Genomic DNA, 14,089 nt, shown 5'->3' with positions numbered 1-14,089 from the left:
CCTTGACGATATAGGGTGGTTAGCAAAAAACGGCTGATTTCCGCCACTTTTCCGGCCACTAACCAACCTAACCACCCTAACCAACCAATTTTCATATATTATTATCACGCGCGACACTTTTCCCATTCCTCCCGCGCCCGCCCGCCTTCCATCCGCCCCGGTCAGAGCCGATCCGCGCATATTTACGTCTCACCACAAACATCCTCGTAAAACAGGTTGGTTAGGTTGGTTAGGGTGGTTAGATGCCGTTATCTCATTGATATTGCTGTATAATGTGATAGCCACCCCGTCTCATCCAGGGTGGTTACTAACCACCTCGGCCAGTCCAAAGGGTGGTTAGCTGCATGTCTCTGCACCAACACCACCGTTCTCCTCCCCGCCCTGGCCGTGCTATACACTCCCTATTACCCCCAACCGGCACGGGAGGACGGCATGACAATCGCAGCATCGAACCGCCTGGCCGACCCGGACGGCCGCGCCTGGCTCCGGGCCGCGCTGAAGACCGTCAACGCGCCGCTTCCCGTCGAGACGCCGCTCGAAGACATGGTTGATTATGTCCTCAGCGCACATCCCGACCTCCATGCCGCTGTCCGTATCGCCGCGTTGATTGATGAAGTCCCTGGGCCGACCATCTCAAATCTCGTCTCTCGCCGGGTGTTCAGTTACAATGAATTGAAAGCCGCTATGGAACGCATCCGCCCCTTCGGCCTCGACGTGACGGAGACTGAAAATGGAAGATGGATCACAGAGATGGCAGGGTTCGAGATGGTATGATCTGCTCCCTGAAGCGATCAGTATCCTTGACGCCGCCGGACACAACGACTGGACATTCGGTGGCGGAACAGCCCTGGCGATCTGGCTGGATCACAGGATCAGCTACGACATTGACATCTTTACACGCGGATCGCTCATCCATCTGACTTCCCAGTTCTGTGCCGAGACGAAACGTGTCCTGGGGGCGTCCGGGAAGAGCCAGTTTCCCGGCTATTACCTGAAGCTGGAATTGGCCGATGGCGAAATCGATTTCCTGACGCCGCCGCCCCTGACCCGCGATCCGACACGGGGGATGACGCTTGACGACATCTTCACCCAGTCCGGCCTTGCATACAGCGGAACGGATGGTGATCGGATCATTAACGTCGAATTACCGACCGAGATTCTTGCACGAAAAATCCTGTATCGCCGGCATGCGTTCAAGCCGCGCGATGTGTTCGATCTGGCCGCCGCCCTGGAATGGTCGCCCGATGTCCTGAACCCGGCGGTCGAGGTCTTCAAGGCCCAGCCGGACATCATCGAACAGCTTGAAGCCCGCCTTCATGCGATGCGCCCGGCATACGAAGCTCAGGCACATGCGGTCATCAGCCCGCGTCCCGGTCATGAGCATCGTCTCTCAGCCGCTGCAATCGATCTGTGCCTGAATGAAGTGAGCAGGCTCAAGCCACTGGTGATTGAGCCTGAACCGTCATCTGGTCAGAAGCCATCTCCCGGCCCGACGCCGTCCATCTGACAGCGCCGGAGCCTCCGCTCATCATGATGACCCTAAGCCCGGCTGAGGGTCATCGGCTCATACCCCGCCCGGCCTCGCGCCTTCTGGCCTCTTCCTCAGCCCGCCGCCGCGCCTCTGCCGCCATCCGCTCAGCCGCTTCCTTCTCGGCCTTTGCCGCCTTATCGTCGGGCTTCACCTCCAGCACGTCACCCTTATCGACCTTCGCCTTCTTCTCGGCTGTCTCAGACCATGCGTCTTTCATATCCTCCGCCCGCTGCGCTTCAGACGGCCCTTCTTCGCGAATTCTCTCCTGCATCACACGACGGCGGTCGATGTCGCCCTGGACGGCGTCATGGGCAGTCCGTGAAAACGCCCATGCCATCCGATCCACACTGAAGTCTGCCGCGTTCCCTTTTGAGCGCGACTGCTGTCCCTCATAGATGATTTGGCGGATGACGGTTTCCCGGTTCACCCTGTCTCCAGCATCGTCCCGATCCTGAGCATCGGGGGCCTCCAGCTTGCCCTGATTGCTGATTTGGGCCTTCACGCCGTCGCGCCTGATCCGATTGTCCCTGACGTTGATTCCGATGCGCGTCACGTCAGTATAAAGGTAGCAATCTTCCTTGTGGCGCGTCATGCCTACATAAAGACTTTCGCGATCCATCCCGGCGGCGTTCAGCACATAAGACCTATTCACACTGGCACCCTGGGCTGAATGGATGGTGACCGCATAACTATGCTGGACGCGGATCGGGCGTGTATCCGGCTCGTTCCCCGAAGACCTCGAAAGCCGTTCCATCTCAGACCAGCGCGTTGTCACCTCAAAGCCGCGATCGAAGGCCAGGGTGACAACCGGTTCGCCGTCGGTATTGTCTCGACAGACGGCCTTCACTGTCGCCGTGTCATTGTTCCTGACCGTGTTCCCGCCGGCCCGGATGTTCTCGCCGAAGATCAACCGGTCGCCTACTGCGAGGGACAACGATCCTGCCTTGGGCTTCTGTCCCCGGCTCAGTGCGTCAACATCAATATCAGACCCCGCAATCTGTCCCTCCTGCCGCAGAAGATTCCGCAGGTCGGTGTTCAGCGCTTTGACTTCATTATGTGTCCGGGCCAGCACCAGCCTTGTCCCGGTCGGGTTCCTTCGAACGTCCTTGAGGTAGTCCTCAATCAACATGTTTCTCAGTCCCTGACCTTCACCGATGATGATGCGATCATGACTGGCATAAGCATTGACCGCCTGTTCCACATCGCCTGAAGCGAAGTGCTGACTGGCCCGTCTCTGCCATTCCACTTTCTGTCGCCTGATCTGGTTTATGCGTTCCGTGCCGATTGTTTCCGAAATCAGCCGGAGAGGTGACCCTGGTGCCACAGGTTTGAGTTGCCGGGTGTCGCCGGAAAGAATTACCTTTGCTCCCGCTTTCGCTGTCTCCCGGAGCAGTTCATTCAGTTCCTGTGTGCCGGTCATGCCGGCCTCATCGACGATTACCACATCACCGCGCGTCAGCCTGATTCGCTGTTTGTGTTCGGGATCAGAAATGCGGTTCAGGAATGACCTAAGGACAGCGGATTGAGTCTGATCCGTGTCCGTGTCCTTGGCGATGACCGATACCGCCTGGTGGCTGGGTGCGGTTACCCATACACGAAGGCCGGCGTCCCGAGCGGCCTCGGCAGCCGTTCCCAGGGAGAATGACTTTCCTGTTCCCGCCGAGCCTTCGACTACGGAGATGCCGTCCCTGTTCAGGGCGTGCCTGACCAGTTCCGCCTGTTCGTCGGAGATAGTTCCTTTTCGTGCAATCGCCGCTTCGATCAGGTTGTCAGGAACCCATTGCCCTTCACCCTTGCGTTTGATTGCGACACGCACGATCTGGCGTTCCATGTCGATCATCTCGGGCGTCGCGTAGGAGAGTTCCCGTGTCGCCGTCTTGTCGTTCCCGGTCAGTTCGATCAGGCGTTCCGAATTGCGTGAAGCGACTGCCATAGCAATCGCTGCATCGACCGTGATCGAACGTCCCTGACAGTGTTCAAGGATTGTCCCGATGAGATGCCGGTCGTCAATGACGGTCTCGGTAGATGTCAGTTGCTCAAGGGCGCGTTCAAATGCTGTCTTGCTGTCGGATGGACGAGCAGCTTTGTCCGCCGTCGCAGCCAGAGCCGATTCCCATATCGATTCCCTTGTCCATCCCTCTTCGCGGATTTCCCTGTCCCAACGCTCGTTCAGTTCCGCCCGTGTCGGCAGGTCATCCTTTGACCCCCGCGTGTTCCGCGAGATGTTCTCCGCCGCATCCCTGTGAGACGCGGTATCGATTCCCATTTCTTTGGCTTCAGCGACAATATCATCGCGGCGCTTTGAGAATTTCTGTTCCAGTGATTCCGAAACGCCAAGGATACGGAAGTTCCGATTGTCCTTGACCGCTGTTACGCCAAGTCTGCGTTCCAGTCCCTCAATCAAGGCCAGACGATAGATGGCGCCGATCTCCTGCTGGTGTTTCAGCAGTTCCATATTGTCGATGGTTCCTGTCGTGCCGTCTGCTCTTCGGCACACGTTCAGCAATACCGCATGAGTGTGAAGCTGGGGGTCACCGGAGCGACTGGTTGTGTGCAGGAATGTTCCCGCCATCAGTTCCGCCGGTGTCTGCCGATCCTTCCCGTTTTTCCCGCATCGCGTTACGATCAGGCCGTTCTGCTGTATGTATTCCAACGCCTTGAAGACGGCTTCCTGTTGCACGTCTTCCATAATATCGCGTTGATCCCTGTTCCCAGCGGCATAGAGAACCGATACCGTTTTCGGCGCTGCAAATTGCAGATCATAGCCGACCCGGTGTTCCTTTCCCTTCTGGGTAAGGATGTCCTGGGTGAGCGGATCACGACCGGCAGCGAGGTTCCTGAAATCTTTTGAATCGACCTGAGAGCCGTCGATCACAAATGGGTATGCCTGTCCCACCTCGACGCGAGCGTTTGTCCACCAGACGCCGGGTTTCTCGCCGGTTCCATTGTCCAGATAATAGCTGGCTCTGTCGCGGTCAGACCAGTCTCCGCGTTTCCGATTGGCGGGAAGAATTATCCCGTGCTGGTGCGGGTGAGACTCCGATCCATCCAGACCAGGCTGGTTTACCAGTTCCTGGTTGACCGACTCGATGTAATACTCGACGGATGACAGCGGTGTGCAGGTGAACATGATTCCCGTTCCTCGAATGGGTGTTTCTGTTCACTGATCGTAGTTCCGATTCCCGCATGGAGCGGGTTCCGGAAAGGCGTTGATTCCTGTTCCAGCAATGGTTGGCAGGATGCCGCCGTTTATGCCGTGTCATTGTCGGAATCGGATTGCGGAACCGGGGTGGAGGATGTCGTGGTGATCCGTGGATGAGGTTGCTTTTCGCGTTGGATACGAAGACGCGACCGAGGCGGAGCCGAGGGCTGCCGACACACGCTCCGCTCCCCGCCGGAGGCAAAAAGGAGTCTCGCTGATTGTCTCTGTCAGGCCAGAATCCTGTTCCCGGAACCGCTACGGGTTTGCCTCGTAAACGCGCTCGTTTTCTGTCCTGAGCCGGTCGGGGTCAGGGCAGAAATCAGTCGGGTGATCGGCACGATTGTTCCCGACGCTTTTAACGAAGAAATGGCTGTTTACAGCCAGTTCGAGTGCTTACGGGCGTCAGAGATGCGTGGTGTGTTGAAAAATATAATCTAGTAGATTTGGGTGTTTCGGTTTCGTAGCTGAATTTACGGATTCATATCTATTTTAGGGAATTGGAGAATGAAATTGAGGATTAAATGATGATGTGAGGGATAGGGATATGAATGGGGAATAAGAGGAATGAAATGGTGGAATGAGGATGGGAATTGCGTAAGGGAAATTATATGGGTTGGTATCGTGAGGTTATGGGCGGAATGGAGATGCTATATCGATTCTGCGTATGGGATGTTGTCTGTCTGAACGGATAGCATGGTAAGCGAGACAGGGCGTATATGAGGTGAGCAAAGCGAGGGCGTGATACGTCATGGTCTGCTGAGATGCGTGATTGGGTTATACTCTACGTCAAGGCATGTGCCTGTTAGATCGAAAGGGAGAATACGACATGGCAAGGACAACGAAGCGTTCGGCTGTCAATCTGACGATGACTGTCGAGGAACTGACGGCGGAACTGGCGCAGGAGCATGAGGAATGGCTGTCTCGTAAACCGCAGACGGTTTACGATCTGGTCAAACAGATTTACGAACCTCTCCTGAAGATGAAACAGGACGGCCGGACTGATTCGGAAATCTGCGACATGCTGACGAAACGGGGCATTGACATCAGCGCCGGCACGTTTGCGACATATATGAAGCGCATTGCCAAGGAAACGCGCGGCAGCAGTCGTCCACGCCAGGCACGGAAACCGAAGCCGGATGCTATTGCGGCGAGCAATTCCGACATGGCTGGCAACCCAAATGATTCCCGCGTCCGGCCCAAGCCCTCGTCTGATTCCGGTGATGATTCCCGCGCTTCAAAGTCTGCGCGTCCGACATCCGATTCCGCGCCGGCAAAAGCAGCGTCACCTTCGATGGATGGCTTTTCGTCAAGGCCGCCGCCTGCTTTCGACGCATAATAGCAGCCGACAGCGGCGACTTGATTCCGACAGAGGCGGAACTGGGGCAACCTAGTTCCGCCTTTTTCATGCCTGCCTGACCGCGTTACGTCGCGCAGCGATCCGGAGGTTTCGCCGAAGCACACTATACTGATCTTAGGAAACGCAGATCGCGTTCCAAGGAACAGGAGTGCTTCAAATGGGAGAAAAAACGAAACGCCTTGTGCTCGCCGTCTCGGGCAAAGGCGGTGTCGGTAAAACAACGTTCAGTCGCCTGATGACTGATGTGTATCGTGAGCGCGGCACGAAGGCGGCGATCTTCGATGCGGACGGCCAGATCGGCGGACTGGTGCGCGTCTATAGCGATGCGGGCGTGAAGTTCTATGATCTTCGGACAGACACTGATCGTCACACGCTTCTCGATTCAACTGCCGAGGACGCGGATGTGATCCTCCACGATCTCCCTGGTGGTTCGCGCTTCGAGATCAGCAAGATTCTCGATGGCGGCGACGGGGAACAGGTGGAGGGATTCCTCGAAGCCCTGCGCGACAACGGTGTCCGCCTGACCCTCTGCCACGTCATCGATAACGAGATCGAAAGCGCCCAGTCGGTCGGCCAGTATCTCAATGCCTTCGGAACGGACGGGGTCGATCATGTGGCCGTTCTGAACATGCGTGAGAGCCGCGATCTGAAGACGGACTTCCCTTATTGGTTCGGCTTCATCGTGAACGGTGAGCGGCGCTTCGGCAAAGGACGCGACCGTCTGCTTGCGGCCGGCGGGATTGAGGTTGCAATGCCGGGTATGCAGGTCGGCGTGAGGGCGAAGATCAACGCGCTCAATCTGCGGTTCTCGGACTGCGCCCGGCATCCCGATCTGACCGTGACAGAGCGTTCCAGCGCGAACCGGTTTCTGCGTGAGTTCCGCAAGGCCATCGAACCGGCCGCCGGCTTCCTCGGCCTGTAACGGGAGAACGTGCCATGACGATCTTCAACGATACGGCCGTTGCGCTGGGCGTCTCTCAGGATACCCGTGACCGCGCATGGTCTGCCGTCGGCGCCGCCGGGATCAGTCCGGACGATCCGGAGGTGGTGCGGCTGCTGATCAATGAACATATCCGCGCGACCCTGACATCGCTGACCGGCGACCTGGAAAGCGCCGCGAGCAAGGCCATTCGGGAATTTGGCGACGCTGCCGCGCACGGTGAAGCGGCGGCTCAGGCACGGCTTGAGACCCGCACGACGGAACTGGCGCAGACGGTGTCGGATCGGCTGGCAACGGCGATCGAGCAGACGCTGGATAAGCGGGCCGAGGCGAAACTGGATATTGCGACGACCACGCAATGGGCCTGTGGGGCAATCCTGTTCGCGGTCGGTCTGTATGTCGGGACGATGAGTATGGATTACGTCACCGTGCCCGACGATCAACTCGACAGGTGGCTTCAGGCCCAGGCGCCCTGGTTCCTGCTCTTCGCCGGGACTGTTGGTTTTCTCGCTGTCCGGCTCGTTGTCGCCTGGGTCGCCGTAAGCCCCCTGATCCGCTTCATTCTCGCCCTGCCGCCTCGCGACGTGACCCGCCGCTGGGTAAGCCGGCGCGACTACTAAGGAAGGAGAGTCATCATGGTCAAGATCATCAAGGCCGGACTGAACATCGCGGCCGGAACACTGTTCCTGTCAGCGGTCAACCCGGCGGTCAACGTCATGAACCAGATGGGCATGGGCGGCGCGGTTCCGTCGTCAGTCCGGACGATCGGTGAGGTCGGCGACACGATCCGTCAATTTGCTGAGAGTGCGATCTCCGCGTCCGGATTCCCGACCGCGCCGGCGGGGATGGCAATCGGGCCGAACCTCGAAGCGCCGGGCCGTCTGGAGTTCTCGCAGTGAGCCGGCGCGGGAAACAGACCGCATCGAGCATCGCGTCGGCACGGCACCGGGCGAAGAAAAAGGCTCAGGGATGGGTCGATTTCAGTTGTTTCGTGCCTCTCGCCATCCGTCCGCAGATCAACAGGACGATCAAGCGAGCGATCATGATCTGGCGGGCAAAACAAGCCGCCTCTGACAACAATATCTCAAAGAAGGTCTGATGACATGTCACGCTCACGCAATCGCATTTTTGCTGCGTTCCTCTTCTCGACCGCGCTTTGCTCAGTCCGCGCGTCACTCGCCGCCACCTTGCCGACGGATGGCGCCTTCGTTGCCGGCCAGGGCCAGATCACCGCCCATGGGGGATCGATGACCATCAACCAGTCCTCGGCCCGTGGGGTCATCGACTGGCGCGGATTCTCGATCGGCTCAGGTAACTCGGTGCAGTTTAACAACGGCTCCGGGGCAACCATGAACCGGGTCACCGGCGGTCAGATGTCGCAGATCGACGGGCGTCTCGGGGCAACCGGTTCCGTTTTCCTGATCAATCCCAACGGTATCGTCGTCGGGCCGGGCGGCCAGGTTGTCACGAACGGGTCTTTCGTTGCATCGACCCGCGACATCGACAACGCTCAGTTTATGCGCGGCGGGTCGATGACGGCTTCGGGTCGGTCATCCGGCGCTGTCGTCAACAAAGGCACGATCCAGTCGAAGGACGGGAATGTCGTTCTCATCGGGCGGAGCGTCGAGAATGACGGCGTTATCGTAACCGGCCATCGGACAGCGGCTATGATCGCTGCCGATTCCGTTGTCCTGAGCGAAGGCGGCGGGCCGTCCGGTATCTATGTCGCCGCAGGTTCGACCGGCAAGGGCGATGTCACGAACGCGGGCCGTATCCAGGCGGCGGCGGTTGAACTGGCATCGGCGCATGGTAACGTCTATGCGCTGGGCGGAAATCATACCGGCGCGATCCAGTCGACAGGCACGAAAGAGGTCAACGGCGAGGTTTTCTTGACCGCCGCTGATGGCACGGTCGATGTTGGCGGCCAGGCGTCGGCTCATAACGCTGACGGCTCTGGTGGGACGATCGTCGCAAACGGTCATGATGTCGCGGTCATGGCGGATGCTGTCATGGACGCGGGTTCGACCGCTTCGGGCCGCAATGGTGGCACCATCCTGATCGGCACGTCGGGGAACGGCCGCGATCTGGCTCAGACCGTTAAACTGGCAAGCGGTGCGAGGCTGACGGCAGGGGGCAAGGGCGCGGGCCAGATCGAGACATCAGGTCACCACGTCACGACCGGCAAGTTGACGATCGATGCGGGCCAGGGCGGAACCTGGCTGACTGACCCTGATGATCTGACGATTGATTCCGATGCGGCCGGCACGATCCAGGCATCGCTGAACGCCGGCACGAATGTCACGGAACAGACGACAGCAACCGGAACGTCGGGGGCCGGGACTGTTACCGCAGGCAATGGAGACATCAACGTCAATTCCGGCATCGCCTGGAGCGGCAATGCGACGCTCACGCTTGATGCGTATCGCAATCTGAATGTGAACGCTCCGATCACCGTGAATGATGCCGGGTCGGTCGTGATCAAGACCGGCGGGGATGACATTTTCAATACCGGCGGTTCGCTGACCTATTCCACCCAGAACGCTGGTTCTCTGTCGATCAACGGCGCGGCCTATACCCTGCTTTGGGGTCTCAGTGGGCTGAACAGCATCGGCGATGGTTACATCACGAGCAATTATGCCCTTGCTGGAGATGTTGACAACGGGGGCGCGGCGTTTACCCCGATCGCGCATACCGGCCGATTTGCCGGGATTTTCGACGGTCTGGGCCATTCCGTGAGCAATCTGAACGTCAATGATCCCACCCATGCCGCCAGCGGTCTGTTCGGCATTTCGTCAGGGACGATTGCGAACGTCACCGTGTCCGGTATCATCGACGGGCGCGGCGGGCCGACATCGTCTTATGTTGGTGGCATCGTCGGCCAGAATAACGGCTTGGTGCGCGATTCCCATTCGTCCGCGACCGTCTATGGCTATTATGTCGGCGGCCTGAGCGGCGGGTCGGCGACGGGAACGGCGACGATCGAGCGTTCGACCGCGTCGGGCAATGTCTATGCTCTCGACGGATCACCCTATGCCGGCGGGCTGGCAGGGACTGCGTCTTCCATCATTGATTCCTCAGCTTCGGGCGACGTGATCTCCGCCGTTGCCGGCTCCTGGGTCGGCGGGCTGGTCGGCTATATGACGGGCGATGTCTCCGGGTCATCCTCGTCCGGCAACGTCACCGCCTCGGGGAGTGGCGTCAAAGCCGGTGGCCTGGTGGGCTTCACGACTGGGGGAATTTCCACGTCGATCGCAACGGGCACGGTGACGGCCGGCGCGAGCGGGGTTGCTGGTGGACTGGTCGGTCAGGCATCCGGTGCGCTTTCGAGTGTCCGCGCGTCAGGCAATGTGACCGGCGGTGACGGCGCGATGGTCGGCGGACTGGCCGGGCGCAATTATGGCAAGGTCACGCAAGCAATCGCGATCGGGGACGCGACCACAGGTGTCGGCGGCTCGGCCGGCGGCCTGGTCGGGCAGAACTCGGGCGGCATCAGCGTTTCCTATGCGACGGGCAATGCCACGGCATCTGGTTCTGCTGGTTCCCTCGGGTATGCCGGCGGGCTTGTGGGCGACAACGAGGCGGCGATCTCGCAGGCATACTCAACAGGTTCTGCGACGGGGCTTGTCAACGCTTACACCGGCGGGCTGATCGGGAAGTGGGGTGCTGGCACAGTTTCTGACGCTTATTCTACCGGCCTTGTCACGGGCCAGACCAGCCAGATCGGCGGGTTTGCCGGGGTGCGTGTGGGGAATCCCGGCGCATCTGACGGTTACTGGGACACTGTGACGACCGGAACGAAGACGGCGATCGGAAAGGTCGATCAATACACGTTCGTCATCAATATCAACGGCCTGACGACTGGGCAGTTCGCTCAGGGCCAGGCGTATCTGTCCGGATCATGGGTGACCGGGGCGCCCTATAAGGTGTTGTCGGCCCTGCCTTACATCGTCGTGACGGGCACGGGAAATGCCCATGAAACATATGGCTCCGCAACCGTGACGGCGCCGAAGACGGTGACGGCGACGGCCTCGGACGGGATCGATACGGCATCCGCCCTTGCCGGGATCGGCCCGTGGCACGGCTATACCCAGAGCAAAGCGGGTAACGCTTATGCGACATGGGCCGAGGGGGTGACCGCGCCATGGCATCAGGTCGTTTATCGCGCGAATGTTTCGATCGACCATGCGGCGCTGACGATCAAGGCTGGCAATGCGGAATCAACTTATGGTCAGGTGCCGGATGTGTCGGGGGCCGGATACACGGTTTCGGGGCTGCTCAACAATGATTCCGTTTCGGGCGTGAACCTTGCAACCATTGCGACGAAGAGCAGCGATGTCGGCACGTATGACATCACCGCGTCCGGCGCAACCGGCACGGGGATCAGCAACTATATTGTCGTGTATCATCCGGGCACGCTGACGATCGATCCGGCGGCGCTGACGGTTATTGCCAATGACCAGAGCGGCACTTATGGCCAGACGCCTTCGCTCGGCACGACAGGCTTCACGGCGAATGGTCTGCTGAACGGCGACACGATCTCCGGGGTCAATCTTTCGACCTCAGCAACCGGCGCGAGCGGGGTCGGGACATATGGGATCACGGCCTCGGGCGCGGTCGGGTATGGCCTCGGCAATTACACGATCGCCTATCAGCCCGGCATGCTGACCATCGATCCGGCGACGCTGACTGTGACCGCCGGAAGCGGAACCAGTGTTTACGGGGAAGCTGTGTCCACCCCCGGTTACAAGGTCAGCGGCCTGGTCAACGGCGATACCGTTTCGGCTGTGAGCGTTGACAACACTGCTTCCTCCACATCCGCCGTCGGTGATTATGCTGTCAATGCTTCGGGGGCGACCGGCACGGGCCTGGGCAATTACAATGTGCAGTATGTCGCTGGGGATTGGTCAATCACGCCGCAGACGCTGACCGTCAAGGCCAATAGCGGTTCGGTCGAGTATGGTCAGACGGCGGGCGGATATGGCTTCACCGCAACCGGGCTGGCGAACGGAGACACTGTCGATAGTGTCACGTTGTCAACCCCGGCGACCGCGCAGTCGAATGTCGGGCAGTATGCGCTCAATGCCAGCGATGCGGTCGGGACAGGCCTGGGAAATTACACGATTGCGTATCAGCCGGGAACGCTGACGATCACGCCCGCGCCTTTGACGGTGACCGCTGGCAGTGGTTCGAGCGTTTATGGAACGATGCCGGCTGCTGCTGGGTATAGCGTCGCCGGGCTGGTGAATGGCGATACCGTCTCCGGGGTCTCTGTCAATCAGCCGGTGACGGGGGCATCGGGGGTCGGGTCGTATGCGACGACGGCTTCGAACGCTGTCGGCACGGGCCTCGGCAACTATGTGATCGACTATGAAGCCGGGTCGTGGAACGTCACGCCCGCGACGCTGACGATCGCTGCGAATGATGCTTCGTCGGTCTATGGTCAGACCCCGAAAACTGCCGGATTCACGGCCAGCGGTCTGGTCAACGGAGACGCGGTTTCCGGTGTTGATCTGACCACGGGGGCAACTGCGGCTTCCTCGATCGGCGATTATGCGATCCGTGCGGGTGGAGCGACGGGAACGGGTCTGGGCAATTATGACATCACGTATCAGTCCGGCACGCTGACCATCGACCCGGCTGCGCTGACCGTCACGGCCCTGAACCAGAACAGCACCTATGGCCAGAACCCGGCTCTCGGCACGGCGGCCTTCACGGCTGATGGTCTGGTTAATGGCGATACGATTTCGGGTGTGCGACTGACAACGGCGGCGACGGGCGCGTCTGGGGTTGGTCAGTATGGGATCGTCGCAAGCAATGCCAGCGGGAGCGGGCTGGGGAACTACGCGATCACTTACCAGAGCGGCACTCTGACTGTTGATCCTGCGGTGCTGACGATTGTGGCCGGGAACGGGACGAGCGTTTACGGGCAACAGGCCGAACTGCCGGGCTGGACGGCTGAGGGGCTTGTGAATGGTGATCGGGTGACATCTGTGAGCGTCGATGTCGGCCATACCGTTGCAAGCGGCGTTGGGGTTTATGCGACGACGGCTTCCGGGGCGGTCGGAACGGGCCTGGGGAACTACACGATCAATTACCAGAACGGATCGTGGGTGGTGACGCCGGCGACGGTTGTCGTGAAGCCCGACGATCAGACCAGCGTTTACGGGCAGACGCCGCTGAGCCAGAATCCTGGGGTTATCGCTGTTGCGGCCGTTACGCCGGCAGCTTCGGCTAACACGACCACGACGGAGAATGACAAAGTCACGGCTGAGGCGACTGTGTCGTGCAGTTCGGGCGGGAACCTTGTTGGTGAAACGGAGATGACCTGCCAGACGCGGGGGAAGTGATCCAAGGCAGGCGCGGCTTCGAGGATTGCGGCTGATGAGAAAGGGGCGCTCCGGTTCGGGGCGTCCCTTTCGTGTTTCGAGAAGCTGAAGGGGGATCGCGTTGCGACGGTCGGGGATCGGCCGGGCTGCCGCCGGCCTGGGCGGTTACGTCCTTTAATGCTTCTCAACACCGCCTCGGCGGAGCCGGGCCTGCCCCCATCGCTGTCCGCGCCCCCCTTGGGACTGCTTCAGCAACAAAAAATATGGGGAAGCGTTCGCCCGGCATTAGAGCATTTTCCTTTCAATCTGGCTCATACCCTGCTGCGGTGAAGAAATTCACGCACTCTGCTGGCGAGACCTGATCGATCAGGATGCCGATCCTGTCCCACAAGGCGTCGCGGGTGCGTTCGGCTGCGTGGCGCAGATGGGCCTTGAGCTTGGAGAACGCCATCTCGATTGGATTGAAGTCCGGACTATATGGGGGAAGATATCTCAGGGTGGCACCTGCCGCTTCGATCGCGGCCTGGACGCCGGGCCCTTTGTGTGAACCGAGGTTGTCCATGATGACAATGTCGCCGGGTCGCAGGTCGGGCACAAGGATACGATCGACATAGGCTTGGAAGCTGCGGCTATTGATCGGACCATCCAGCACCATGGGCGCCACGATACCGGTCAGTCGCAACCCGGCGATGAACGTCGTGGTTTTCCAATGGCCGTGCGGCACGGCGGAGCG

Annotated in this window: 10 protein-coding genes; 8 read left to right on the top strand and 2 right to left on the bottom strand. The window is 59.8% G+C overall.

The annotated features are described in order from the left end of the window. Positions 1 to 432 precede the first annotated feature (432 nt). Positions 433 to 774, top strand: coding sequence for a hypothetical protein (locus tag EDC31_RS01920; protein WP_042056758.1), 342 nt, complete (start codon positions 433 to 435; stop codon positions 772 to 774). After that, positions 731 to 1,507, top strand: a complete 777-nt coding sequence (locus EDC31_RS01915) for a nucleotidyl transferase AbiEii/AbiGii toxin family protein (protein ID WP_042056759.1) — start codon at positions 731 to 733, stop codon at positions 1,505 to 1,507. The genes EDC31_RS01920 and EDC31_RS01915 overlap by 44 nt, the downstream gene beginning before the upstream one ends. 49 nt (positions 1,508 to 1,556) lie before the next feature. On the opposite strand, the gene mobF is transcribed toward EDC31_RS01915, so the two are convergent. Beyond that, positions 1,557 to 4,661 carry a MobF family relaxase gene (gene mobF / locus EDC31_RS01910; protein WP_081797446.1) on the bottom strand — a complete coding sequence of 1,035 codons (3,105 nt, stop codon included), beginning with the start codon at positions 4,659 to 4,661 and terminating at the stop codon, positions 1,557 to 1,559. 898 nt (positions 4,662 to 5,559) lie between these two features. On the opposite strand from mobF, the gene EDC31_RS01905 reads away from it, so the two are divergent. The 6 genes from EDC31_RS01905 to EDC31_RS01880 all read left to right on the top strand — a co-directional run bounded on the left by EDC31_RS01905 (position 5,560) and on the right by EDC31_RS01880 (position 13,377). Continuing rightward, a complete protein-coding gene (locus EDC31_RS01905; RefSeq protein ID WP_042056761.1) occupies positions 5,560 to 6,069 on the top strand; it encodes a hypothetical protein in 510 nt (169 codons plus the stop codon). A gap of 178 nt (positions 6,070 to 6,247) precedes the next feature. After that, complete coding sequence (locus EDC31_RS01900; RefSeq protein ID WP_042056763.1) at positions 6,248 to 7,012, top strand: nucleotide-binding protein; 765 nt, start codon at positions 6,248 to 6,250, stop codon at positions 7,010 to 7,012. A 14-nt stretch (positions 7,013 to 7,026) separates the two neighbouring features. Continuing rightward, complete coding sequence (locus EDC31_RS01895; RefSeq protein ID WP_042056765.1) at positions 7,027 to 7,650, top strand: hypothetical protein; 624 nt, start codon at positions 7,027 to 7,029, stop codon at positions 7,648 to 7,650. 15 nt (positions 7,651 to 7,665) lie between these two features. Then, positions 7,666 to 7,929, top strand: a complete 264-nt coding sequence (locus EDC31_RS01890) for a hypothetical protein (protein ID WP_042056766.1) — start codon at positions 7,666 to 7,668, stop codon at positions 7,927 to 7,929. Next, the gene (locus tag EDC31_RS01885; protein ID WP_042056767.1) at positions 7,926 to 8,129 is read left to right on the top strand and encodes a hypothetical protein; all 204 of its coding nucleotides are present in this window, start codon (positions 7,926 to 7,928) and stop codon (positions 8,127 to 8,129) included. Before EDC31_RS01890 ends, EDC31_RS01885 begins: the two co-directional genes overlap by 4 nt. Before the next feature lie 4 nt (positions 8,130 to 8,133). Continuing rightward, entirely contained in the window at positions 8,134 to 13,377 is a 5,244-nt protein-coding gene (locus tag EDC31_RS01880) for an MBG domain-containing protein (RefSeq protein WP_042056769.1), read from the top strand. A 280-nt stretch (positions 13,378 to 13,657) separates the two neighbouring features. Here the strand turns inward: EDC31_RS01880 and EDC31_RS01875 are convergent. Further along, positions 13,658 to 14,089 (bottom strand): IS630 family transposase (locus EDC31_RS01875; protein WP_132126883.1); only part of this gene is annotated, 432 nt, incomplete at its 5' end.

The organism is Acidomonas methanolica (genome assembly GCF_004346035.1).
GTDB classification, from domain to species: Bacteria; Pseudomonadota; Alphaproteobacteria; order Acetobacterales; family Acetobacteraceae; genus Acidomonas; species Acidomonas methanolica.
Note: the sequence above shows the minus strand (reverse complement) of the source record. Positions and strands in the feature narration are given on the sequence as shown.